The 23,719-nt window shown below is 60.3% G+C and carries 19 protein-coding genes and 3 tRNA genes; all 22 read left to right on the top strand.

The window, feature by feature from the left end:
* Positions 1-7 precede the first annotated feature (7 nt).
* The 22 genes from leuD (at position 8) to ACYZT3_RS11270 (ending at position 23,621) form a co-directional block, all read left to right on the top strand.
* Positions 8-652 (top strand): 3-isopropylmalate dehydratase small subunit, encoded by a 645-nt coding sequence (gene leuD / locus ACYZT3_RS11165; protein WP_462032093.1) that lies wholly within the window; start codon positions 8-10, stop codon positions 650-652.
* A gap of 129 nt (positions 653-781) precedes the next feature.
* Positions 782-1,546 carry a class I SAM-dependent methyltransferase gene (locus ACYZT3_RS11170; protein WP_282377658.1) on the top strand — a complete coding sequence of 255 codons (765 nt, stop codon included), beginning with the start codon at positions 782-784 and terminating at the stop codon, positions 1,544-1,546.
* A 65-nt stretch (positions 1,547-1,611) separates the two neighbouring features.
* Positions 1,612-2,694: a 3-isopropylmalate dehydrogenase gene (gene leuB / locus ACYZT3_RS11175; protein ID WP_282377659.1), complete on the top strand. Its 1,083-nt coding sequence runs from the start codon at positions 1,612-1,614 to the stop codon at positions 2,692-2,694.
* A gap of 69 nt (positions 2,695-2,763) precedes the next feature.
* Entirely contained in the window at positions 2,764-3,876 is a 1,113-nt protein-coding gene (gene asd / locus ACYZT3_RS11180) for an aspartate-semialdehyde dehydrogenase (RefSeq protein ID WP_462032094.1), read from the top strand.
* A gap of 244 nt (positions 3,877-4,120) precedes the next feature.
* A complete protein-coding gene (locus tag ACYZT3_RS11185) occupies positions 4,121-5,131 on the top strand; it encodes an aspartate-semialdehyde dehydrogenase (protein WP_462032095.1) in 1,011 nt (336 codons plus the stop codon).
* 208 nt (positions 5,132-5,339) lie between these two features.
* Positions 5,340-7,976, top strand: a complete 2,637-nt coding sequence (locus ACYZT3_RS11190; protein ID WP_462032096.1) for a FimV/HubP family polar landmark protein — start codon at positions 5,340-5,342, stop codon at positions 7,974-7,976.
* Between the two features lie 188 nt (positions 7,977-8,164).
* On the top strand, positions 8,165-8,989 hold the full coding sequence (gene truA / locus ACYZT3_RS11195; RefSeq protein ID WP_462032362.1) for a tRNA pseudouridine(38-40) synthase TruA: 825 nt from the start codon (positions 8,165-8,167) through the stop codon (positions 8,987-8,989).
* 63 nt (positions 8,990-9,052) lie between these two features.
* The gene (locus ACYZT3_RS11200) at positions 9,053-9,682 is read left to right on the top strand and encodes a phosphoribosylanthranilate isomerase (protein ID WP_462032097.1); all 630 of its coding nucleotides are present in this window, start codon (positions 9,053-9,055) and stop codon (positions 9,680-9,682) included.
* Positions 9,683-9,867: 185 nt separating this feature from the next.
* Positions 9,868-10,788, top strand: coding sequence for an acetyl-CoA carboxylase, carboxyltransferase subunit beta (gene accD, locus ACYZT3_RS11205; protein ID WP_123512527.1), 921 nt, complete (start codon positions 9,868-9,870; stop codon positions 10,786-10,788).
* Positions 10,785-12,092 (top strand): bifunctional tetrahydrofolate synthase/dihydrofolate synthase, encoded by a 1,308-nt coding sequence (gene folC, locus ACYZT3_RS11210; protein WP_462032098.1) that lies wholly within the window; start codon positions 10,785-10,787, stop codon positions 12,090-12,092. Before accD ends, folC begins: the two co-directional genes overlap by 4 nt.
* Entirely contained in the window at positions 12,076-12,741 is a 666-nt protein-coding gene (locus ACYZT3_RS11215) for an SPOR domain-containing protein (protein WP_462032099.1), read from the top strand. Before folC ends, ACYZT3_RS11215 begins: the two co-directional genes overlap by 17 nt.
* Before the next feature lie 98 nt (positions 12,742-12,839).
* Positions 12,840-13,400 (top strand): CvpA family protein, encoded by a 561-nt coding sequence (locus ACYZT3_RS11220; RefSeq protein ID WP_074875247.1) that lies wholly within the window; start codon positions 12,840-12,842, stop codon positions 13,398-13,400.
* Positions 13,401-13,441: 41 nt separating this feature from the next.
* On the top strand, positions 13,442-14,947 hold the full coding sequence (gene purF, locus ACYZT3_RS11225; protein WP_282377667.1) for an amidophosphoribosyltransferase: 1,506 nt from the start codon (positions 13,442-13,444) through the stop codon (positions 14,945-14,947).
* 78 nt (positions 14,948-15,025) lie between these two features.
* Complete coding sequence (locus tag ACYZT3_RS11230) at positions 15,026-16,237, top strand: O-succinylhomoserine sulfhydrylase (RefSeq protein ID WP_282377668.1); 1,212 nt, start codon at positions 15,026-15,028, stop codon at positions 16,235-16,237.
* On the top strand, positions 16,234-17,010 hold the full coding sequence (locus ACYZT3_RS11235; protein WP_462032100.1) for an SDR family oxidoreductase: 777 nt from the start codon (positions 16,234-16,236) through the stop codon (positions 17,008-17,010). Before ACYZT3_RS11230 ends, ACYZT3_RS11235 begins: the two co-directional genes overlap by 4 nt.
* 159 nt (positions 17,011-17,169) lie before the next feature.
* Positions 17,170-17,245 (top strand) — tRNA-Val (locus ACYZT3_RS11240).
* Between the two features lie 55 nt (positions 17,246-17,300).
* Positions 17,301-17,377 (top strand) — tRNA-Asp (locus ACYZT3_RS11245).
* Positions 17,378-17,470: 93 nt separating this feature from the next.
* A tRNA-Asp gene (locus tag ACYZT3_RS11250) sits at positions 17,471-17,547 on the top strand.
* Positions 17,548-17,941: 394 nt separating this feature from the next.
* Positions 17,942-18,451: a sigma-70 family RNA polymerase sigma factor gene (locus ACYZT3_RS11255; protein ID WP_462032101.1), complete on the top strand. Its 510-nt coding sequence runs from the start codon at positions 17,942-17,944 to the stop codon at positions 18,449-18,451.
* Positions 18,448-19,398, top strand: a complete 951-nt coding sequence (locus ACYZT3_RS11260; protein WP_282377671.1) for a FecR domain-containing protein — start codon at positions 18,448-18,450, stop codon at positions 19,396-19,398. The genes ACYZT3_RS11255 and ACYZT3_RS11260 overlap by 4 nt, the downstream gene beginning before the upstream one ends.
* Positions 19,399-19,465: 67 nt before the next feature.
* The gene (locus ACYZT3_RS11265; protein ID WP_282377672.1) at positions 19,466-21,889 is read left to right on the top strand and encodes a TonB-dependent receptor; all 2,424 of its coding nucleotides are present in this window, start codon (positions 19,466-19,468) and stop codon (positions 21,887-21,889) included.
* A 355-nt stretch (positions 21,890-22,244) separates the two neighbouring features.
* Positions 22,245-23,621, top strand: coding sequence for a diaminobutyrate--2-oxoglutarate transaminase (locus tag ACYZT3_RS11270; RefSeq protein WP_282377755.1), 1,377 nt, complete (start codon positions 22,245-22,247; stop codon positions 23,619-23,621).
* The last annotated feature ends 98 nt before the right edge of the window (positions 23,622-23,719 follow it).

Raw genomic sequence — 23,719 nt, forward strand, 5'->3', positions numbered from 1 at the left:
ACCGCACATGAGAGCTTTTACCCAACACACCGGTTTGGTCGCACCCTTGAACCGTGCCAACGTCGACACCGACCAGATCATTCCGAAGCAGTTCTTGAAGTCGATCAAGCGCACCGGTTTTGGTCCGAACCTGTTTGACGAATGGCGCTACCTGGACGTGGGTTATGCCTACCAGGACAACTCCAAGCGTCCGCTGAACAAGGACTTTGTCCTCAACGCCGAGCGTTATCAAGGCGCCAGCGTGCTGCTGGCCCGCGAGAACTTCGGTTGCGGCTCGAGCCGCGAACACGCGCCGTGGGCGCTGGAAGAATACGGTTTTCGCAGCATCATCGCGCCGAGCTACGCCGACATCTTCTACAACAACAGCTTCAAGAACGGCTTGCTGCCGATCATCTTGAGCGACGCTGAAGTCGATGAACTGTTCCAGCAGGTCGAAGCGAATCCTGGCTACGAGTTGACGGTCGACCTGCAAGCCCAGACCGTGACCCGGCCTGATGGCAAGGTTTACAGCTTCGAGCTTGACGAGTTCCGCAAGCATTGTCTGGTCAACGGCCTGGACGACATCGGCCTGACCTTGCAGGAAGGTGAGGCGATCGCGGCGTTTGAAGCCAAACACCGTGCGAGCCAGCCCTGGTTGTTTCGCGACGCGTGATTGTTTGTAAAACGTGATGACGCCTTCGCGGGCAAGCCTAGCTCCTACGGTTGTAATGCATTCTCCTGTAGGAGCGAGGCTTGCCCGCGAAGAGGCCCGCCCAGACAACACAAATATCAGGACATTACGATGACCAGCACCGCCCACAGTCAGGTTGTACAAAAGCAATTCGGTGAACAGGCCTCGGCCTACCTGAGCAGCGCCGTTCACGCTCAAGGCACCGAATTCGCACTGCTACAGGCTGAACTGGCAGGGCAGGGCGATGCCCGAGTGCTGGACCTGGGCTGCGGCGCCGGTCACGTGAGCTTTCACGTGGCCTCGCTGGTGAAAGAAGTGGTGGCCTACGACCTGTCGCAGCAGATGCTCGACGTGGTGGCCGGTGCCGCCGTCGACCGCGGCCTGAGCAATGTGTCCACGGTGCTGGGCGCCGCCGAGCGGTTGCCGTTCGCCGATGGTGAGTTCGATTTCGTCTTCAGCCGTTATTCGGCGCACCATTGGAGCGATCTCGGCTTGGCGCTGCGGGAGGTTCGTCGGGTGCTGAAGCCGGGCGGGGTGGCGGCGTTCATCGACGTGTTGTCACCGGGCAGTCCGTTGTTCGACACTTACCTGCAAAGCGTCGAAGTGCTGCGCGACACCAGCCATGTGCGCGATTATTCCGCCGGTGAGTGGTTGCGTCAGGTCAGCGAAGCGGGGTTGCATACCCGTAGCACCACCCGTCAACGGCTGCGTCTGGAGTACACCTCCTGGGTCGAGCGCATGCGCACGCCAGAGGTAATGCGCGCGGCGATCCGCGAGTTGCAGCAGTCGATGGGTAATGAAGTACGCGAGTATTTTGAGATTGAAGCCGATGGTTCGTTCAGTACCGATGTGCTGGTGCTGATGGCTGAACGATAAGCGCCGAGCGATAGAATTTTTCCGGGTGCGCCCAAGGGCGTACCGACTGATGACATGAGGAAAGCATGAGCAAGCAGATTCTGATTCTCCCGGGTGACGGTATTGGCCCGGAAATCATGGCCGAAGCGGTCAAGGTGCTGGAGCTGGCGAACGACAAGTACAACCTGGGCTTCGAGCTGAGCCACGACGTCATCGGCGGCGCCGCCATCGACAAGCATGGCGTGCCGTTGGCCGACGAAACCCTGGATCGTGCGCGCGCCGCCGATGCTGTACTGCTCGGCGCTGTGGGCGGCCCTAAATGGGACACCATCGAACGTGACATCCGCCCTGAGCGCGGCCTGCTGAAAATCCGCGCGCAACTGGGCCTGTTCGGCAACCTGCGTCCGGCGATCCTCTACCCGCAACTGGCCGAGGCTTCGAGCCTGAAGCCAGAAATCGTTGCTGGCCTGGACATCCTGATCGTCCGTGAGCTGACCGGCGGTATCTACTTCGGCACGCCACGCGGTACCCGCACCCTGGAAAACGGCGAGCGTCAGGCTTACGACACCCTGCCGTACAGCGAAAGCGAAATCCGCCGTATCGCCCGTGTCGGTTTCGACATGGCCATGGTGCGTGGCAAGAAGCTGTGCTCGGTGGACAAAGCCAACGTACTGGCCTCCAGCCAACTGTGGCGTGAAATCGTCGAGCAAGTGGCCAAGGATTACCCTGAAGTCGAACTGAGCCACATGTACGTCGACAACGCCGCCATGCAACTGGTGCGTGCACCCAAGCAATTCGACGTGATCGTCACCGACAACCTGTTTGGCGACATTCTGTCCGACCAGGCGTCGATGCTCACCGGTTCCATCGGCATGCTGCCGTCGGCGTCGCTGGATACCCACAACAAAGGCATGTACGAGCCGTGCCACGGTTCGGCGCCGGACATCGCTGGCAAAGGCATTGCCAACCCGTTGGCGACCATTCTGTCGGTGTCGATGATGCTGCGTTACAGCTTCAATCTGCAGGATGCGGCCGATGCGATCGAGAAGGCCGTCAGTCTGGTATTGGACCAGGGCCTGCGCACTGGCGACATCTGGTCGGCGGGTTGCACTAAAGTCGGTACGCAGGAAATGGGCGACGCAGTAGTCGCCGCGCTGCGGAATCTGTAATCTCTTGGGCCCGCTGCAACTTTCACTCTTGAAAGCAGCGGCCCACTTTTTAAAGAAGGTGTAGTTGCGATGAAACGTGTAGGTCTGATCGGTTGGCGCGGTATGGTCGGTTCCGTGCTCATGCAGCGGATGCTGGAAGAGCAGGATTTCGATCTTATTGAGCCGGTGTTTTTCACCACTTCCAATGTCGGTGGCCAAGGCCCATCCGTGGGCAAGGACATTGCTCCGCTCAAGGACGCTTACAGCATTGAAGAGCTGAAAACCCTCGATGTGATTCTGACCTGCCAGGGTGGCGACTACACCAGCGAAGTCTTCCCGAAACTGCGCGAAGCCGGCTGGCAGGGTTACTGGATCGACGCCGCTTCCAGCCTGCGCATGCAGGATGACGCGGTGATCGTGCTGGACCCGGTGAACCGCAAGGTCATCGACCAGCAGCTCGATGCGGGCACCAAGAACTACATCGGCGGCAACTGCACCGTCAGCCTGATGCTGATGGGCCTCGGCGGCTTGTTCGAAGCCGGTCTGGTGGAGTGGATGAGTGCCATGACCTATCAGGCGGCCTCCGGTGCCGGCGCGCAGAACATGCGTGAACTGATCAAGCAAATGGGCGCGACCCACGCCGCTGTCGCCGATCAACTGGCCGACCCGGCCAGCGCGATCCTCGACATCGACCGCCGTGTCGCCGAAGCCATGCGCAGCGACGCGTACCCGACCGAAAACTTCGGCGTACCGCTGGCCGGCAGCCTGATCCCGTGGATCGACAAAGAACTGCCGAACGGTCAGAGCCGCGAAGAGTGGAAGGCCCAGGCCGAGACCAACAAAATCCTCGGTCGCTTCAAGAGCCCGATCCCGGTTGATGGCATCTGCGTGCGCATCGGCGCTATGCGCTGCCACAGCCAGGCGCTGACCATCAAACTGAACAAAGACGTGCCGATCGCCGACATCGAAGGGCTGATCAGCCAGCACAACCCTTGGGTCAAGCTGGTGCCGAACCAGCGTGACGTCAGCATTCAGGAACTGAGCCCGACGAAAGTCACCGGCACCCTGAACGTACCGGTTGGCCGTCTGCGCAAACTGAACATGGGCACGCAGTACCTCGGCGCGTTCACCGTCGGCGACCAGCTGCTGTGGGGCGCGGCCGAACCGCTGCGTCGCATGCTGCGGATCCTGCTTGAGCGTTGATCGATTGAAGTAATGAACGAACCCGTGCCTTGAAAGAGGTGCGGGTTTTTTTATGGGAAATGTGTCGTCAAGACGGTCCCCTTCGCGGGCAAGCCTCGCTCCTACAAGTGCAGCGCGATCCCATGTAGGAGCGAGGCTTGCCCGCGAAGGGGCCGGCGCAGGCACCACAAATCCCCGGCAGAATTGCCTGCATGCCAACCACCCGGTAAAGTGCCGCTCCCCCCGTTTCGCCAGAGGTAGAACCATGAGCCAGTCCTTTGATATTGCCGTGATCGGCGCCACCGGTACTGTCGGCGAAACGCTCGTGCAGATTCTCGAAGAACGCGACTTTCCGGTCGGCAATTTGCACCTGCTCGCCAGCAGCGAATCGGCGGGGCATTCGGTGCCGTTTCGCGGCAAGAACGTGCGGGTGCGGGAGGTCGATGAGTTCGACTTCAGTAAAGTCCAGCTGGTGTTCTTCGCTGCCGGCCCGGCGGTGACCCTGAGTTTCGCTTCGCGTGCCACGGCGGCCGGTTGCTCGCTGATCGACCTGTCCGGCGCCTTGCCGGCTGATCAGGCGCCGCAAGTAGTGCCTGAAGCCAATGCCGAAATTCTGGTCGGTTTGAAAAAGCCGTTCCAGGTCAGCAGTCCAAGCCCTTCAGCCACCACGCTGGCGGTAGTGCTCGCACCATTGCTCGGTTTGCTCGACCTGCAACGCATCAACCTGACCGCCAGCCTGGCCGTGTCCGCCCAAGGCCGCGAAGCCGTGACCGAGCTGGCCCGGCAAACCGCGGAGCTGCTCAACGTGCGTCCGCTGGAGCCGACCTTCTTCGATCGGCAGATGGCCTTCAACCTGCTGGCGCAAGTTGGCAAGCCCGATGACCGGGGGCATACGCTGCTGGAAAAACGCCTGGTACGCGAGCTGCGTCAGGTCATGGCACTGCCTTTATTAAAGATTTCCGCCACTTGCATTCAAGCCCCGGTGTTTTTTGGCGATAGCTTTAACGTGACGTTGCAGTCAGCGAGCGACATCGACCTGGCGAAAGTCAACGCCGCCCTGGAAGACGCGCCCGGTATCGAGCTGGTGGAAGCCGGTGATTACCCGACGCCGGTAGGCGATGCGGTAGGGCAGGACGTGGTCTACGTTGGTCGGGTTCGCGGCGGGATCGACGACCCGTCGGAACTTAATTTGTGGCTGACGTCAGATAACGTACGCAAAGGCGCCGCGCTCAATGCTGTGCAGGTGGCTGAATTGTTGATAAAAGACCTGCTGTAAAAGATACTTCGCAACAATTCACAGAATGATTCGGGCCGAGCGCTATGCTTGGCCAGATTGCCGAAGGCGAGCCACCCTCCGGGGCTTTGCGTGGCATGAATGAAATGATCGCGCGCGACGACTCTTCGCCGCCGCGCGCAATGCCTTACGGCAGCGGCTATCAACACCTTCTCGCTGGCCGAGGAATGTTCAAACAAAGGATTAGGCTATGGTTCAAGTTCGCAAACTGGTGTTAGCAATAGCGGCCGCCTCGGCGCTGTCCTCCGGTATGGCGCATGCCCTCGGGCTCGGGGAATTGACCCTGAAGTCGACGCTGAACCAGCCTCTGGTGGCGGAAATCGAGTTGCTCGACGTCAAGGACCTCACTGCTGCTGAAGTGCTGCCGAGCTTGGCTTCGCCCGAAGATTTTGCCAAGGCCGGTGTCGACCGCCAAGCGTTTCTGAATGACCTGACCTTTACCCCGGTGCTCAACGCCAGCGGTAAAAGCGTCCTGCGTGTGACGTCCAGCAAACCACTCTCCGAACCCATGGTGAAATTCCTGGTTCAAGTGATGTGGCCCAACGGTCGCCTGCTGCGCGATTACAGCGTGTTGCTCGATCCGTCCAAATTCTCGCCGCAAACCGCTGATGCGGCTGCGCAACCTGTACCGACGCAAACCGTCACCGCGCCAGTGACCGGCGCGACCGGGCCGACTCAATACACCACCACGCCGCGCGATACCCTGTGGGAAATCGCCGCAAAGGCGCGCAATGGCGGTTCGGTCCAGCAAACCATGCTGGCCATCCAGGCGTTGAACCCGGATGCTTTTATCGACGGCAACATCAACCGGTTGAAAACCGGTCAGGTGCTGCGTTTGCCGGATCAGGCACAGAGCACCAGCCTGCCGCAACCGAAGGCTATTGCTGAAGTCTCTGCGCAGAACACCGCGTGGCGTCAGGGTCGTCGCTACGTGGCGAAGCCCGGGACCGGACAGCAGCAGCTCGATGCCACCAAACGCGGTCGCGGTGAAGGCACTTCGTCGCAAACGGTGAAAGACAGCCTGAGCCTGGTCTCTGCCGAGTCCGGCAAGGCCGGAGGCAAAGGCGCCGCGGGTGATGCCAAGAACCTGAGCAACAAGCTGGCCGTGACCCAGGAAAGCCTCGACACGTCCCGTCGTGACAACGCCGAACTGAAAAGCCGCATGACCGATCTGCAAAGTCAGATGGACAAGCTGCAACGACTGATCGAACTGAAGAACAATCAACTGGCCAAGTTGCAGGCTGAAGGTGCCCCGGGCGCACCGGTGATGTCAGCCGAATTGGCGGCCAGCCCTGCGACAACGCCTGCGGACGCGGCTCCGGCGGCACCTGTAGCTGCTGCTGCTGCTGCTGCGCCTGAGGCCACGCCGTCTCCGGTTGAGAAGCCAATCGAGCCGACACCTGTAGCGTCCGAGGATCAAAAATTCAACGAACTGCTGACCAATCCGGTGCTGCTCGGCCTAGTGGGCGGCGGTGCGGTGGTTCTGCTGCTGTTGCTGCTGTTGCTGGCGCGTCGCCGCAAAGCCCAGCAAGAAGCCGATAAGCATTTGCGCATGGCTCGTGACTTGGCCGAGGAGCAGGACTTCTCCGCTGACCGCGACCTGCCGAAAAGCATCTTCGAAGACCTGGAAGTGCCGCCGCCGAGCGTGAAGCTCGCTACCGCGCCAACGCCACCACCTGCACCAGCCCCGGCCCCCGCATCGGTGATTGCTCCGGTTGTGGTAACCCCGCCGATCGCCGCGCCACTGGTATCGCCTGCTGCCGAGCGCGATGACGACGTACTGAGCAAGGCGCAGTCGCACATCACTGCCGGTCGTCTGAATCAGGCGGCTGCCTTGCTGGAAGACGGGATCAAGCAAGAGCCGCAACGCAGTGACCTGCGCCTCAAGCTGATGGAAGTCTACGGTCAGCAAGGTGACCGCGATGCATTCGTTGCCCAGGAACGCCAACTGGTGGCCAACGGTGACAACTTTGCTCAGGTCGAAAAACTCAAGAGCCGCTTCCCGGCCATGGCCATTGTGGCTGCCGGTGGCATCGCAGCTGCTGCGATCGCTGCCGAACTGGACGCGCAATACGTCAAGGATCTGCTGCTGGACGAGCCTGAAGTGCCGGCACCGGCAGTGCCCGATGACTTCGACAGTGCCTTCGATTTGAGTCTGGATGATCTGGAAACTGCCTCGCCGGCAGTGGTTGCACCAGAAGCAGCAGAAGCAGAGCCAGTGTCTGCGGCTGAGCTGGACGAGTTTCCGCTGGATGACGACCTGAGCTTCGAGTCGGTGTTGCAGCAGCAGACCGACATCAAGGAAAACCTCGATGACCTGTCGGACTTTGACCTGGATATGGATCTCGGTGCGGACGCCTCGCCGGCGACTCTGGCCGAAGACGACTTCCTGCTGAGCCTGGATGACGGCGTCAAGGACTTGGATTTACCTGCCGCTGAAGCGCCGGCTGTTCCCGAAGTTGCGCTGGACGATCTGGAGCTGCCAGCCGATTTCGACCTGTCGCTGGCTGACGAAATGGACGCCCCTGACGTCCCGGATGCTTTCGCAGCCGAGCTGGATGACGTCAACGCCGAACTGGATCGTCTGTCGCAGAGCATTAGCGAGCCGACCTTCACGGCGGAAGACGCTATGGCCTCCGCAGCTGACGAGCCGGAATTCGACTTCCTTTCCGGCACCGACGAAGTGGCTACCAAACTCGATCTGGCCCAGGCCTACATCGACATGGGCGACGCCGATGGCGCCCGGGACATCCTCAATGAGGTGGTGACCGAGGGTGACGACGGTCAGAAGAGCGAAGCCAAGGAAATGCTTTCGCGTCTGGCTTGACTGATCGGTAAGGTGTAAACAAAACGGCAGCCCTTGAGGCTGCCGTTTTTGTTTCTGTCCTGGGTACCGGGCAGGGTACAAAAAGCACGCGCCTCTGGCGTCCCGGTCCGGTGGCCTTATAATGCCCGCCTTTGCGTACATCAGCAGGCTGTCACTCCTTGGCAAATATAGATAATCCGGGCGCCGAAATGGCGGCCGACGGCTTATTCCGGATCGCGTTGGGCGTTGAGTACAAAGGTTCGCGCTATCGCGGCTGGCAGCGTCAGGCATGCGGCGTACTCACCGTGCAGGAGACGCTCGAAAAGGCCTTGTCCAAAGTCGCCGACTCACCCGTGTCGCTGCTCTGCGCCGGGCGTACGGATGCCGGCGTGCATGCGTGCGGTCAGGTCGTGCATTTCGATACGCCGGTCGAGCGTTCGATGAAAGCCTGGGTCATGGGCGCCAACATCAACTTGCCCCATGACGTCAGTGTCAGTTGGGCCAAGGTCATGCCGGCGCATTTTCATGCGCGGTTCAAGGCCATTGCCCGGCGCTATCGCTACGTGATCTACAACGATCAGATTCGTCCGGCGCACCTGAACGATGAAATCACCTGGAACCACCGCCCGCTGGACGTCGAACGCATGGCCGAGGCGGCCCGGTATCTGGTCGGCACCCACGACTTCAGCGCCTTCCGCGCTGGCCAGTGCCAAGCCAAGTCGCCGATCAAGGAACTGCATCACCTGCGCGTCACGCGCCACGGCAAGATGATCGTGCTGGATATCCGTGCCAGTGCCTTCCTGCACCACATGGTGCGCAACATTGCTGGCGTGCTGATGACCATCGGTGCCGGCGAGCGCCCGGTGGAGTGGATGAAAGAGGTCCTGGAGAGCCGCATTCGCCGTTCCGGTGGCGTGACGGCGCACCCGTTCGGTCTGTACCTGGTGCAGGTCGAGTACCGCGACGAGTTCCAATTGCCCGAGCGTTACATCGGGCCGCACTTCCTCACCGGCTTCTCTGAACTTGACGGCTGACGCCCTCGAACGCTTTTGTTACCATCCGGGACTTTCTCGGATATGCCTAGGGGTTCTATCGACATGTCGTCCGTTCGCAGCAAGATTTGCGGGATTACCCGCATAGAAGATGCGTTGGCAGCGGTCGAGGCCGGGGCCGATGCCATCGGGTTTGTGTTCTATGCCAAAAGCCCGCGGGCCGTGACGTTTCAGCAGGCGCGCTCGATCATCAAGGCGCTGCCGCCGTTCGTGACCACCGTGGGGTTGTTCGTCAACGCCAGCCGCTGCGAGTTGGGGGAAATCCTCGACGCCGTGCCGCTGGATCTGTTGCAGTTCCATGGCGACGAAACCGCAGCCGACTGTGAAGGCTGGCACCGCCCGTACATCAAGGCGCTGCGGGTCAAGGCCGGTGATGACATCGCGGCCGGTTGCGATGCTTATCCAACCGCCAGCGGTATTTTGCTCGACACCTTTGTTGAAGGCGTGCCCGGCGGAACCGGCGAAGCGTTCGACTGGTCATTGATACCGCAAGGCTTGAGCAAACCGATCATCCTCGCCGGCGGCCTGACTGCGGCTAACGTCGCCGAAGCGATTGCCCGGGTTCGGCCTTATGCCGTGGACGTCAGCGGTGGGGTAGAGGCGAGCAAGGGCATCAAGGATCACGCAAAGATTCAGGCATTCATCAAAGCGGTACGTGATGTGACGGCTGGCTAACTGCCGCCGTCCATAACTTCACTTGCACAAAGCAGGCACGGCTGAGGGTTTTTCGGGTTGTACGCAGGTCAGTTTTTCTGACCCGGCAATTCATCGATCATCGCCGCACACATGAATTTAGCTCAAGGGCATACGCGGGGCTGCGAACCAAAGCGTTCGGGCCGCCGGTACTGGAGAAAGAAAGCATGAGCAACTGGTTAGTAGACAAACTGATCCCTTCGATCATGCGTTCCGAGGTCAAGAAGAGCTCGGTGCCTGAAGGTCTGTGGCACAAATGCCCGTCTTGCGAGGCTGTGTTGTATCGTCCGGAGCTGGAAAAGACCCTGGACGTTTGCCCAAAGTGCAACCACCACATGCGCATCGGCGCTCGCGCTCGTATCGACATCTTCCTCGACGCTGAAGGCCGTGCCGAACTGGGCGCGGACCTGGAGCCGGTTGACCGTCTGAAGTTCCGCGACGGCAAGAAGTACAAGGATCGCCTGACCGCTGCGCAAAAGGCGACTGGCGAAAAAGACGCACTGATCTCCATGAGCGGCACTCTGCTGGGCATGCCGGTGGTGGTTTCGGCGTTTGAATTCTCCTTCATGGGCGGTTCGATGGGCGCCATTGTGGGTGAGCGTTTTGTTCGCGCTGCCAACTACGCGCTGGAAAACAAATGCCCGATGATCTGCTTCGCCGCTTCCGGTGGTGCGCGGATGCAGGAAGCCCTGATCTCCCTGATGCAAATGGCCAAGACCTCCGCGGTACTGGCGCGTCTGCGTGAAGAAGGCATTCCGTTCATCTCTGTGCTGACCGACCCGGTCTACGGTGGTGTTTCCGCCAGTCTGGCGATGCTCGGTGACGTGATTGTTGGTGAGCCAAAGGCCCTGATCGGCTTCGCCGGTCCGCGCGTGATCGAGCAAACCGTGCGTGAAAAACTGCCGGAAGGCTTCCAGCGCAGCGAGTTCCTGCTGGAACACGGTGCGATCGACATGATCATCCACCGTCAGGAACTGCGTCCGCGTCTGGGCAATCTGCTGGCACAAATGATGGGCCTGCCAACACCGAAATTCGTCGCCGCGCCAATCGAACCCATCGTGGTCCCACCGGTACCTGCCAACCTATGACCCAACGTACCCTTGGCGAGTGGCTCGCCTACCTTGAGCAGTTGCACCCTTCGGCCATCGACATGGGCCTTGAACGCTCGCAACAGGTAGCGTCCCGCATGGGACTCGGCAAGCCGGCGCCTCGGGTGATTACGGTCACCGGCACCAACGGCAAAGGTTCCACCTGCGCATTCGTGGCGTCGTTGCTGCGGGCGCAGGGCCTGAAAGTGGGTGTCTACAATTCTCCGCACCTGCTGCGTTACAACGAGCGGGTGCAGGTCAATGGCGTCGAAGCCACCGACGCCGAGCTGTGCGAAGCCTTTGCTGCAGTCGAGGCGGGGCGTGGCGACACTTCCCTGACGTACTTCGAAATGGGCACCCTGGCGGCGTTCTGGCTGTTTCAACAGGCAGGGCTAGATGCCGTGGTGCTGGAAGTCGGGCTGGGCGGGCGTCTGGATACCGTCAACGTGGTCGATGCCGACATGGCGCTGGTTACCAGCATCGGCGTCGATCATGCGGACTATCTAGGCGACACCCGTGAGTCCGTGGCTTATGAAAAGGCCGGCATCTTTCGTCAGGGCGCGCCTGCGCTGTGTGGCGATCTGAATCCTCCACAACCTCTGCTGGATAAAGCGCGCGAGCTCAATTGTCCGTTTTTCCTGCGTGGGCGCGATTTCGACCTCGGCATTACCGATCACAACTGGCAATGGCGTGGTCTTGACGCTCAAGGGCGCGTGGTCGAGTTGCATGATCTGCCGTTACTCGATCTGCCGATGGAAAACGCCGCGCTGGCATTGCAGGCTTACTTGCTGCTCGGTTTGCCTTGGGTAGATGCACAGATTATTGAAGCGCTGATAGCGACGCGGGTGGTCGGTCGCCTTGATCGCCGTCAGTTCGACTGGCAGGGCAAGCGTCTGAATCTGCTGCTGGACGTGGGGCATAACCCTCATGCGGCAGAGTATTTGGCTCGCCGCTTGGCCAGCCAACCACCGGCTGGCAAGCGTCTGGCGGTGTTCGGATTGCTGGCGGACAAGGATCTGGATGGTGTTGTCGGTGAATTGAATGCTAGTGTCCAGCATTGGGCCGTCGCGCCGCTGGATTCACCGCGAGCACGCCCGGTTGCCGATTTGCACGCGGCGTTGCAGAACCTTGGCGCCTCGGTAGCGTCCTATGGCAGCGTGGCCTCCGCCCTGGAGGGGCAATGCGCGCTGGCGACGAGCGACGACGAGATTCTGTTGTTCGGATCATTTTATTGTGTCGCCGAGGCCCTTGAATGGCTGGCCCGGCGCTCCACGGAGGAAGCGGCAAATGGCATTGCTGGATAAGGCATACAAACAGCGCATGGTTGGCGCCCTGGTTCTGGTGGCGCTGGCGGTGATTTTCCTGCCAATGCTGTTTTCCCGTCAGGATGAACAGCGTCAAGTGACGGTTGAAGCCCCGGCTGCGCCGCAAGCGCCTTCGATGCCGCAAGTGCAGGTCGAGCCGGTGGTGGTGCCTGAGCCGCAAGCGCTGCCTCAGGAGCCAGTGCCGAGTGATGATGAAATTGCTCAGCAAGAAGCGCCGTCGACAGCGATTGCCCCAAGTGTCCCGGTGGCGCCTGCGCCTGCCGCCAAGCCGGTCGCTCCGGCTCCGGCTCCTGTGCCGGTCACCAAGCCTACGACAGCGCCTAGCCAGCCGATTGCGGCCTCACCGGGCAAGCCGGACACGACTCAAAGCCGCGTCGATGCCAATGGCCTGTCGGTCAGCTGGTCGGTGCAACTGGCCAGTCTGTCTAGCCGTGCAAGTGCAGAAAGTCTGCAGAAATCCCTGCGCAGCCAGGGCTACAACGCCTACATCCGCACTGCCGACGGCAAGAATCGAGTGTTTGTCGGACCGCTGATCGAGCGCGCAGAAGCCGATCGTTTGCGTGACTTGTTGAGCCGCCAGCAGAATCTCAAGGGTTTTGTGGTGCGTTTCCAGCCTGAGCGTGGTTAAAACTATCGCCCCGATTTGAAATGCACTGACAATCGCGGCTTACCGATAAGCATGGGCTCTGCTAAAATGCGCCGCCTTATCCGTCTTTAGGCTGCACTGTGCCATTTACCTGGGTTGACTGGGCGATCGTTGCAATCGTCGCCATCTCCGCATTGATCAGTCTGAGCCGCGGCTTCGTCAAAGAAGCACTATCGCTGGTGACCTGGATCATCGCAGGAGTCGTCGCCTGGATGTTCGGTGGTTCATTGTCTGAATACCTCGCCGGATACATCCAAACGCCGTCGGCTCGTGTGATCACGGGCTGTGCCATCATGTTTGTCGCCACGTTAATCGTAGGCGCAATGATCAACTATCTTATCGGCGAGTTGGTTCGCGTCACCGGGCTATCCGGGACCGATCGATTTCTTGGCATGGCCTTCGGCGCCGCGCGGGGCGTGTTGCTGGTCGTCGTGGCGGTCGGGCTGTTGAGCCTGGGGCCGGTACAGCAGGACGGGTGGTGGCAAGAATCACAGCTCGTGCCAAAATTTCTATTGGTCGCAGACTGGTCCAAAAACCTGATCCTCGGGTGGAGCAGTCAGTGGCTTGCCAGCGGTATCAGCGTACCCGCTGAGATACCGTTCAAGGAGCACCTCTTGCCGATGGCCAAAACGCCTCAGTGAGTTGTGTTCAGTTCAGATCCATTAAGTAGGGGTTGCGTCGCATGTGTGGCATCGTCGGTATCGTCGGTAAGTCGAACGTCAATCAGGCGCTGTATGACGCGCTAACCGTCCTCCAGCACCGCGGCCAGGACGCTGCCGGTATCGTAACCAGCCATAATGGCCGGTTATTCCTGCGCAAGGACAATGGCCTGGTACGTGACGTGTTCCATCAGCGTCACATGCAGCGTCTGGTCGGCCACATGGGTATTGGCCATGTGCGTTATCCGACCGCGGGCAGCTCGACTTCGGCCGAAGCCCAACCGTTTTACGTCAACTCGCCTTACGGTATTACCTTGGCGCACAACGGTAACCTGACCAACGTTGAACAGCTGGCGAAGGAGATTTACGAATCTGACCTGCGCCACGTCAACACCAACTCCGATTCGGAAGTGCTGCTCAACGTGTTTGCACACGAACTGGCCCAGCGCGGCAAGTTGCAGCCAACCGAAGAAGACGTGTTCGCCGCCGTCACTGACGTGCACAACCGTTGCGTCGGTGGTTACGCGGTCGTGGCGATGGTGACCGGTTACGGCATCGTCGGTTTCCGCGACCCGCACGGCATCCGCCCGATTGTCTTCGGCCAGCGTCACACGGATGAAGGCGTCGAGTACATGATCGCCTCCGAAAGCGTCTCTCTGGACGTGCTCGGTTTCACCCTGATTCGCGACCTCGCGCCGGGCGAAGCGGTCTACATCACTGAAGACGGCAAGCTGCATACCCGTCAGTGCGCGACCAACCCGTCCCTGACCCCGTGCATCTTCGAACACGTTTATCTGGCGCGTCCGGATTCGATCATCGACGGCGTGTCGGTCTACAAGGCCCGCCTGCGCATGGGTGAGAAACTCGCCGAGAAGATCCTGCGCGAGCGTCCAGAACACGACATCGACGTGGTTATCCCGATTCCGGACACCAGCCGTACTGCGGCGCTGGAGCTGGCGAACCACTTGGGCGTCAAGTTCCGCGAAGGCTTCGTGAAGAACCGCTACATCGGCCGGACCTTCATCATGCCGGGCCAGGCGGCACGGAAAAAATCGGTACGCCAGAAGCTCAACGCCATTGAGCTGGAATTTCGCGGCAAGAACGTAATGCTGGTGGACGACTCGATCGTTCGCGGCACGACTTGCAAGCAGATCATCCAGATGGCTCGCGAAGCCGGCGCCAAAAACGTCTACTTCTGCTCCGCGGCACCGGCCGTTCGCTACCCGAACGTCTACGGCATCGACATGCCGAGCGCACACGAGCTGATCGCCCACAACCGTTCGACCCAGGACGTGGCTGACCTGATCGGCGCTGACTGGTTGATCTATCAGGACCTGCCTGACTTGATCGAAGCGGTCGGTGGCGGCAAGATCAAGATCGAGAAGTTCGATTGCGCAGTGTTCGACGGCCAGTACGTGACCGGCGACGTCGACGAGGCTTACCTGAACAAGATCGAGCAGGCACGTAACGATGCCTCCAAGGTCAAGACGCAGGCAGTCAGTGCGATCATCGATCTGTACAACAATTGAGTTTCTACCGGCCCTGAGGGGCCGGTTTTGTATCGACTAAAAACGCTCTAAATCAAGAGCAGGGCAAGGAGTGACAGCATGAGTCAGGATTGGGATGCCGGTCGGCTGGACAGCGACCTCGAAGGCGTAGCGTTCGATACCCTGGCCGTACGCGCCGGTCAGCACCGCACGCCGGAAGGCGAACACGGTGATCCGATGTTCTTCACCTCCAGCTACGTATTCCGTACCGCTGCGGACGCGGCGGCACGCTTTGCCGGTGAAGTGCCGGGCAACGTTTACTCGCGCTACACCAACCCGACCGTGCGCGCGTTCGAAGAGCGCATTGCCGCACTGGAAAGCGCCGAGCAAGCCGTGGCCACGGCGACCGGTATGGCCGCGATCATGGCGGTGGTGATGAGCCTCTGCAGCGCCGGCGATCACGTATTGGTGTCGCGCAGCGTGTTCGGTTCCACCATCAGCTTGTTCGAGAAGTACTTCAAGCGCTTTGGGATCGAAGTCGACTACGTGCCCCTGGCGGACTTGTCCGGCTGGGATGCAGCGATCAAGGCCAATACCAAACTGCTCTTCGTCGAATCGCCGTCCAATCCGCTGGCCGAGCTGGTGGACATCGCCGCACTGTCGCAAATCGCTCACGCCAAAGGTGCGCTGCTGGTGGTCGACAACTGCTTCTGCACCCCTGCGTTGCAGCAGCCGCTGAAGATGGGCGCGGACATCGTCGTGCATTCGGCGACCAAGTTTATCGACGGCCAGGGCCGTTGCATGGGCGGTGTTGTGGCGGGTCGTAGCGAGCAGATGAAAGAAGTCGTCGGTTTCCTGCGCACTGCCGGGCCGACGCTGAGCCCGTTCAACGCCTGGATCTTCCTCAAGGGCCTGGAAACCCTGAGCCTGCGGATGAAGGCGCATTGCGCCAGCGCTCAGCAACTGGCCGAGTGGCTGGAGCAGCAGGACGGCATCGAAAAAGTCCATTACGCCGGCCTCAAAAGCCATCCGCAGCACGCGTTGGCCCTGCGTCAGCAGAAGGGCTTCGGTGCGGTCGTGAGTTTTGAAGTCAAGGGCGGCAAAGAGGGCGCCTGGCGCTTTATCGATGCGACCCGTCTGATTTCCATCACCGCCAACCTCGGTGACACCAAGACCACCATCACTCACCCGAGCACCACCTCTCACGGCCGTCTGGCGCCGCAAGAGCGTGAGGCCGCGGGCATTCGTGACAGCCTGATCCGCATCGCGGTCGGTCTGGAAGACGTGGCAGACCTGCAAGCCGATCTGGCGCGCGGGTTGGCTGCCTTGTGATCGAGTTGTCCACACCGACCACCGGCACCAATGGCCGCGTCGCACTGGTCACGGGTGCTGCGCGGGGCATTGGTCTGGGTGTCGCGGCGTGGCTGATCAGCGAAGGCTGGCAGGTGGTACTGACCGATCTTGATCGAGTGCGCGGTTCGAAAGTGGCGAAAGTGCTCGGCGACAACGCCTGGTTCATCGTCATGGACGTCGCGAACGAAGGGCAGGTGGCGTTGGGCGTCGCCGAGGTGCTGGGGCAATTCGGGCGCCTGGATGCGCTGGTGTGCAACGCGGCGGTTGCCGATCCGCACAACGTCCCCCTTGAAAGCCTTGAGCTGGCGTACTGGAATCGGGTGCTGGCAGTCAATCTCAGTGGGCCGATGCTCTTGGCCAAGCACTGTGCGCCCTACCTGCGCGCTCACAGCGGTGCGATCGTCAACCTGGTCTCGACCCGCGCCAGGCAGTCGGAACCCGACACCGAAGCTTATGCGGCGAGCAAGGGTGGCCTGTTGGCCCTGACTCATGCCTTGGCCATCAGCCTCGGGCCGGAAATCCGTGTCAATGCGGTCAGTCCGGGCTGGATCGATGCGCGAGACCCCTCCGCGCGTCGAGCCGAACCGCTGACCGATGCCGATCATGCCCAACATCCGGCGGGCAGAGTAGGGACGGTCGAGGACGTGGCGGCGATGGTCGCTTGGCTATTGTCAAAGAACGCTGGTTTCGTCACAGGCCAGGAGTTCGTGGTCGATGGCGGCATGACCAAGAAGATGGTTTACAGCGAGTAATCCGAGCAGGGGCCGCGACAGCTGCGGCTTGAGGCTGCAGGAGGCCATTGGCAGCGCCGCGGGAAATGACATGATTTTGTCTTTTTCAGAAAAACTTCAAGCGGGGTATTGACTTAGCTTCGGTACCTGCGTAAATTTCGCGGCCTCGGAGATGCAAACGGGTGATTAGCTCAGCTGGGAGAGCGTCTGCCTTACAAGCAGAATGTCGGCGGTTCGATCCCGTCATCACCCACCACTTCCGAGAGTCTTGCGAAAGCAAGATGGAAGCTTTTAAAAGCCTCCACCGACGCGCAGCGGTAGTTCAGTCGGTTAGAATACCGGCCTGTCACGCCGGGGGTCGCGGGTTCGAGTCCCGTCCGCTGCGCCATATTTTCCGAGTCAGGTTCGCCTGCCTCGAGATTGAAAAGCCTCGAAGCTTTCCAGTCAGACGAGTTAATTGGACGCAAGTCCAAAGCGATACGCAGCGGTAGTTCAGTCGGTTAGAATACCGGCCTGTCACGCCGGGGGTCGCGGGTTCGAGTCCCGTCCGCTGCGCCATATCTGCTTCAAGGCCCACTGAACGCCTTGGCGCTACGAAGAGAGCTGCTGGTAAAGCCAGTGTCTACTTCGAGTCGATAGCAAAGACCCTGGTCGAAAGACCGGGGTTTTTTGTGTCTGCGATTTGGCTTTTCTCTCCTTATTCCCTGACCCTCAGGGATTCGCATCTGCCGGCCAAGTGCGGATGTGCAATAAGTTCTGACTCTACCTTATGATTTCCTTCAATAACGCGCAGCCTCGACTCCCCGGCGCCTGCGTGGCCGAAATGCCTGTCCGTCATTCATATATTCACGTTTTTCCTGGGTGCAAAACGCACAAAGGGCTTGGTTTGAAGTCTCAACACTAATTAGAATGAGTCGCATTTAAAATATTTCTTCGCGCAGGGTTCCTTTAGATGAGTGATGCAGCGATGCCGACGGGGCAAACCTTCCACGACCTGTACCGCGACCATCGTGGCTGGCTCGAAAGTTGGTTGAGGCGACGCATGAGCAATGGCCATGATGCGGCGGACTTGAGCCAGGATACGTTCGTGCGGGTACTCGCCAGCTCCCAGCGCATTGCCGACCTGCAAGAACCACGCGCCTATCTGGCGACAGTCGGCAAGCGGCTGCTGACCAACTTCTACAAGCGTCGCAGCCTGGAGCAGGCTTACCTCGATGCCCTGGCGCTGTTGCCGGAGGACTGCGTGCCGTCGCCCGAGCAGCGCTGGTTGCTTTTGGAAACCCTGCAGGCCCTGGATGAACTGCTCGATGGATTGGCGACAGCGGTGCGACGGGCATTTCTCTGGAGCCAGTTGGAAGGCCTGGGTTATCACGAAATTGCCGAGCGCCTGCAAGTTTCTGAGCGCACGATCAAGCGCTACATGGCCCAAGCCTACGAACATTGTCTGTTGGTGGAATTGTGATCGGTTCGGCACCTTCGGCGGAAGCACGGCAAGTCGTGCGGGCTGCCGCTCGATGGCTGGCACTCATGGAGTCAGGCGCTGCCAATGAGCGTGATTGTGCCAATCTGCAGCACTGGCGTGACAGTCATCCCGGTCACGAACAGGCCTGGCAGAAAGCTCAACTCTTGCGCCAACGATTTGCCGACCTGCCGTCGGCACTGGCCATGGCCAGTCTGGATCGTCCGCAGGCGAGTCGGCGCACGGTGCTCAAACGTGCCGTAGGGGCGGTGGCGCTGGTGCCGACCGCCTGGCTGATCAGTCGGCAGTTACCTCTGGATGTCTGGAGCGCCGACCTGCGGACCGCGACCGGGGAGGGCAAAAAAGTCCAGTTGGCCGATGGCAGCTCGTTGCAATTGAACACTGCGAGTGCCGTCGATATCGACCTGAAGAACCGGCGACTTAAACTCGTGGAAGGCGAACTAGCGCTGAATGTGCCCGGGACCTTGCCGCTGACGATTCAGACCCACTTCGGGCAAGTGGTCGTCAGTCAGAGCGAAGTGTGTGTTCGTCAGGGGCAGACGAGCTGCAAGGTCTCGGTGCTTAAGGGCACGGTGCAGTTGCAGCCATTGCACGGACCGGTCTTTTCATTGCGCGCCGGCCAGCAAGTCAGCCTTCAGGCAATGGACGCGGGAGCCGTAGAGCCTTTCGATGTGCTTGCCCCAGGCTGGCGGGACGGTGTGCTGATGGCGCAGAACCAGCCCTTGGGCGATTTTCTGCGCGAACTCAGCACCTATCGTCCGGGCGTGCTGCGCTGGGCGCCGGAACTCGAATCACTGCAAGTCACCGGCAGTTTCCGCCTGGAAGACACCGATCGCATCCTGACGTTATTGGCGGCCAGCTTGCCGCTGGAGGTGCATAGGCGAACCCGTTATTGGGTTACGTTGCTGCCGCGTAAAAATATTGTCTGAGGTGTGTCCCCTTTTTTCGCGTCGGTTGTCATTCAAGGCAAGTGAAACTAAATCAGAGAGATTCTCAATGCCCGTAGTGATGCCCTGCAGTAAGCGTCTGGGTTCTTCCAGGCTGCGCCCGTTGTTGCACTTGAGTCTGTTGTTGAGTCTGAGTGCCTGTCCGTTGTTTATCACAGCCGGTTGGGCCGAAGACGCGCCACGACGCAGTTATCAGGTGCCGGCTGGAAGCCTTAGCGCAGCACTGACCCGTTTCGCCGGGTTGGCCGGGGTCAATCTGTCAGTGGATCCGGCTCTGGTGGGTGGACGCACCAGCCCTGGTCTTTCCGGCGAATACGCGGTCGAGGAGGGCTTCGCCCGACTGTTGCAGGGCTCCGGTCTGCAACTGCAGCCGGTGGGTGAACAGGCGTACATCCTGACCCCGGCGCCAGAAGGCGGCAGCCTGCAACTGGGCGCCACCTCGATTCTCGGTGCCACTGACTCGGCTGACGGCGATCCGTATGCCGGCGGCCAGGTCGCGCGCCGCGGTTCGCAAGGTTTGCTGGGCTCGCGAGACTTTATGGAAACGCCGTTCAGCATGACCACTTACACCAGCGAGGCGGTCAAAAACCAGCAGGCTCGTACCCTGGGCGACCTGATTGCCAGCGATCCCTCGGTTCGCGCCACCAACCCGGCGGGAGGGCGCTATGAGCAGTTCACCATTCGAGGGTTGAGCCTGTTCAACAGTGATGTCGCCTACAACGGTCTCTACGGCGTCCTGCCGACCTATACGATCGACATGGAGATGGCCGACCGCGTCGACGTCATCAAAGGCCCGAGCCAGCTCATTAACGGCATCTCGCCGCGGGGCAGCGTGGGTGGCGGGATCAACGTGGTGCCCAAGCGCGCGACCGACAAGCCCATCACTTCGTTCACCGGCAGTTACGCTTCCGACAGTCAGGTCGGTGGGGCCGTGGATGTCGGCCGGCGCTTCGGTGAGGACAACAAGTTCGGTCTTCGTTTCAACGGCGTCAAGCAGTCCGGCGATACCGAATGGGATCACCAGAATGTCGACCGCGAGATGGCGGTGCTGGGCCTGGATTTTCGCGGTGAACGCCTGCGGCTCTCGACGGATATCGGGCGTACTGAGCGTGATACCGACGCCCCGCAGGAGCGCGTGCAGGTTGGCGCCAACGCGCAGGTTCCGCATGCCAGCGATGTCCGCCACAACTATGCGCAGCCTTGGAGCAAGGCGAGTACCAACGACACGTTCGGCACGGTAAACGGCGAATTCGATGTCAACGACTCCGTCATGCTGTACGGCGGAGTAGGCGCGCGCAAAAGTAACCATGACTTCCTCCGGCATGCCGTTGCGGTCACCAACGACGCTGGCGCTTTCAGCGTTCAGCCGCGTGACTTCACCCGCGACGAAAATGTCCGGACGGCCACGGCAGGGGTGCGCAACTGGTTTCATACCGGCCCGGTGAGCCATGAAGTCAACCTGGCCGCCAGCTATTTCTACATGGACTTCGAGAATGGCGGTGCCCGTTATGCCGCAGCCCGCAGCAACCTCTACGACCCCGTGGAAACACCAACGCCTGTCAGACCCACGCGACAGGATTCGCAGGTCTATACCGAGAACCGCTCCAGCGGCGTGGCGTTGTCCGACACCTTGGGTTTCTTCGATGACCGGCTGCTGTTGACCCTCGGTGCCCGCTGGCAGCGCGTGAAGGTTGACGACTGGTCCGATAATGTCAAAGGCGACACCGCCTACGATGAAGAAAAGGTCTCGCCGTCGGGCGGCATCCTGTTCAAGGCGACCGATAAGTTGTCGCTGTATGCCAACTACATGGAAGGCCTGAGCCAGGGCAAGATTGCGCCGTCGACCTCGGTCAACGAGGACGAGATCTTCCCGCCGTTCATCAGCCGCCAGGTCGAGGTCGGCGCCAAGTATGACGCGGGTGCGTTCGCCGTCACCGCCGCCGTGTTCCGGATCAAGCAGCCGGCCTACGAGACCAACGCCACGACGCGGGTCTTCGGCCCGAACGGCAAGCGTGAGAACACGGGTGTGGAACTGAGTGTGTTCGGTGAACCGCTCGATGGTTTCCGCCTGCTCGGCGGTGTCATGTACATCGACAGCGAGTTGGCCAACACCACCAACGGCACCTTCGATGGCAACCGTGCGCCTGCCACGCCGAAATACAACGTCAACCTGGGCGCCGAGTGGGATGTGCCGACCGTACAGGGCCTGACCCTGACCAGCCGCGGCATCTATTCCAGCTCGCAGTATCTGGACCAGTCCAACAACAAGGAAATCGACTCCTGGGAGCGTTTCGACGTGGGCGCACGCTACGCGTTCAAGGTCGAAGAAAAGAACATCACCCTGCGTGCCAATGTCGAGAACGTAGCGGACAAGCGCTACTGGAGTTCGGCCGGGGCCTCGGATGACAGCGAGCCTGGCTTGACGCTGTCGACCCCGCGCACCTACCTCCTTTCGGCGACTGTCGACTTCTGATTCACCTGTGTCATGCGCCCCAGGGACCGGGGCGCCGTCGTTGGGCCATGACCTGATTCGTATGGAGGAAGGACATATGCACACCCTCAATTAATGAACAATCAAGACACTTGCGTATAAGTCGCTATCTGTCGGTAGCCAATACAGAAGTTGTCAGTTGCATTGCAAGATCATGGCTAGATCATGGCACTTCCGGAATTTATACCAGGTTTATTAACTTGGTTTTTTGCGTGCCTGATTATTTTTAAAATAGTCAAAATCGCTATATGTAAATTTCCAAATAGGTTGTAAGAATTAGTTGCAACGATTTGTTAATGAGAATAAGTTGCATATCGAATTTAACGAGGGTGAAGCGATGTTGAATGATGGCGTATTGCACTCTAATCCTTTGCAAAAAACCAATGCCGACTATTTGGCTCGACAAAGCAAGTTCGAATCTAATGTGCGCAGTTATCCACGCAAGTTACCGCTGGCAATCGCCAAGGCGCACGGGCTCTGGGTCACCGACGTCGAAGGCAACATCTACCTCGACTGCCTGGCCGGCGCCGGCACGTTGGCCCTGGGGCACAATCACCCGGCCATCATGGCCAGCCTCGACAGTTTTCTCGCCTCAGGCCTGCCGATGCACACCCTGGACCTGACCACCGCGGTCAAGGACGCTTTCAGCGAAACCTTGCTCAGCCTGTTGCCGAACCAAGGCCGTGATTACTGCCTGCAATTTTGCGGGCCGTCCGGGGCGGATGCAGTGGAGGCCGCGCTGAAGCTGGCCAAGACCTACACCGGGCGCAACAACATCATCAGTTTCTCCGGGGCCTACCATGGCATGACCCACGGCGCCTTGGCCCTGACCGGCAACACCGCGCCGAAAAATGCCATCGCCAGCCTGATGCCCGGGGTGCAGTTCATGCCGTACCCCCACGAATACCGGTGCCCGCTGGGCATTGGCGGTGAGGCCGGGGTCGAGGCCTTGACCCACTATTTCACCCAGTTCATCGAAGACGTCGAAAGCGGCGTGTCACTGCCGGCGGCGGTGATCCTTGAAGCGGTGCAGGGTGAGGGCGGGGTCAACTGTGCCCCAGCGAGCTGGCTGCGGGCGATCCGCGAGGTGACGCGCAAGCACGGAATTCTGCTGATCCTCGACGAAGTGCAGACCGGTTTCGCACGCACCGGCAAGATGTTTGCCTTCGAACACGCCGACATCGAGCCGGACCTGATCGTCATGTCCAAGGCGGTCGGTGGCGGTTTGCCCATGGCGGTGCTGGGCATCCGTCGTGAATTCGACGCCTGGGAGCCAGGCAACCACGCCGGCACCTTCCGCGGCAACCAGATGGCCATGGCCGCCGGGCTGGCCACGTTGCAGGTGCTGCAACAGCAAAACTTCGCCGCCCAGGCCGAGCGCCGTGGCCAGTGGCTCAAGGACCGACTGGTCGAGTTGCAGGCGCATTATCCAGCTCTTGGCCAAGTGCGCGGTCGCGGCCTGATGCTGGGCATCGAGATCGTCGACGAGCGCCAGCCGGCTGATCGCCACGGGCATTTCCCGATGGACCCGGCGCTGGCCGTGGCCATTCAGCAACAGTGCTTCAAACAAGGCCTGTTGCTGGAACGCGGCGGGCGTAAGGGCAATGTCATTCGCTTGTTGCCGCCATTGATTATCGACGATGAGCAATGCCAGCAAGTGATCCAGCGTGTTGATAACGCCGTGGCGGCAGCTTTATTGCAATTGCGCCCTTGAATGAAACAGTCGAAGTTACGTTAACACCTCGCCGAGTTGCAGTTTTATGGCATTGGCTCAAGTAACTTTGATCGTCGTTCGATTATTTAAAAGGTTCA

This window comes from Pseudomonas sp. MDT1-16, assembly GCF_054898115.1.

Excerpts from the sequence above, each read along its gene's own strand:
- leuD (WP_462032093.1), top strand. The coding sequence starts at position 8 with ATGAGAGCTTTTACCCAACACACCGGTTTGGTCGCACCCTTGAACCGT.
- ACYZT3_RS11170 (WP_282377658.1), top strand. The coding sequence starts at position 782 with ATGACCAGCACCGCCCACAGTCAGGTTGTACAAAAGCAATTCGGTGAA.
- leuB (WP_282377659.1), top strand. The coding sequence starts at position 1,612 with ATGAGCAAGCAGATTCTGATTCTCCCGGGTGACGGTATTGGCCCGGAA.
- asd (WP_462032094.1), top strand. The coding sequence starts at position 2,764 with ATGAAACGTGTAGGTCTGATCGGTTGGCGCGGTATGGTCGGTTCCGTG.
- ACYZT3_RS11185 (WP_462032095.1), top strand. The coding sequence starts at position 4,121 with ATGAGCCAGTCCTTTGATATTGCCGTGATCGGCGCCACCGGTACTGTC.
- ACYZT3_RS11190 (WP_462032096.1), top strand. The coding sequence starts at position 5,340 with ATGGTTCAAGTTCGCAAACTGGTGTTAGCAATAGCGGCCGCCTCGGCG.
- truA (WP_462032362.1), top strand. The coding sequence starts at position 8,165 with ATGGCGGCCGACGGCTTATTCCGGATCGCGTTGGGCGTTGAGTACAAA.
- ACYZT3_RS11200 (WP_462032097.1), top strand. The coding sequence starts at position 9,053 with ATGTCGTCCGTTCGCAGCAAGATTTGCGGGATTACCCGCATAGAAGAT.
- accD (WP_123512527.1), top strand. The coding sequence starts at position 9,868 with ATGAGCAACTGGTTAGTAGACAAACTGATCCCTTCGATCATGCGTTCC.
- folC (WP_462032098.1), top strand. The coding sequence starts at position 10,785 with ATGACCCAACGTACCCTTGGCGAGTGGCTCGCCTACCTTGAGCAGTTG.
- ACYZT3_RS11215 (WP_462032099.1), top strand. The coding sequence starts at position 12,076 with ATGGCATTGCTGGATAAGGCATACAAACAGCGCATGGTTGGCGCCCTG.
- purF (WP_282377667.1), top strand. The coding sequence starts at position 13,442 with ATGTGTGGCATCGTCGGTATCGTCGGTAAGTCGAACGTCAATCAGGCG.
- ACYZT3_RS11230 (WP_282377668.1), top strand. The coding sequence starts at position 15,026 with ATGAGTCAGGATTGGGATGCCGGTCGGCTGGACAGCGACCTCGAAGGC.
- ACYZT3_RS11255 (WP_462032101.1), top strand. The coding sequence starts at position 17,942 with ATGAGTGATGCAGCGATGCCGACGGGGCAAACCTTCCACGACCTGTAC.
- ACYZT3_RS11265 (WP_282377672.1), top strand. The coding sequence starts at position 19,466 with ATGCCCGTAGTGATGCCCTGCAGTAAGCGTCTGGGTTCTTCCAGGCTG.
- ACYZT3_RS11270 (WP_282377755.1), top strand. The coding sequence starts at position 22,245 with ATGTTGAATGATGGCGTATTGCACTCTAATCCTTTGCAAAAAACCAAT.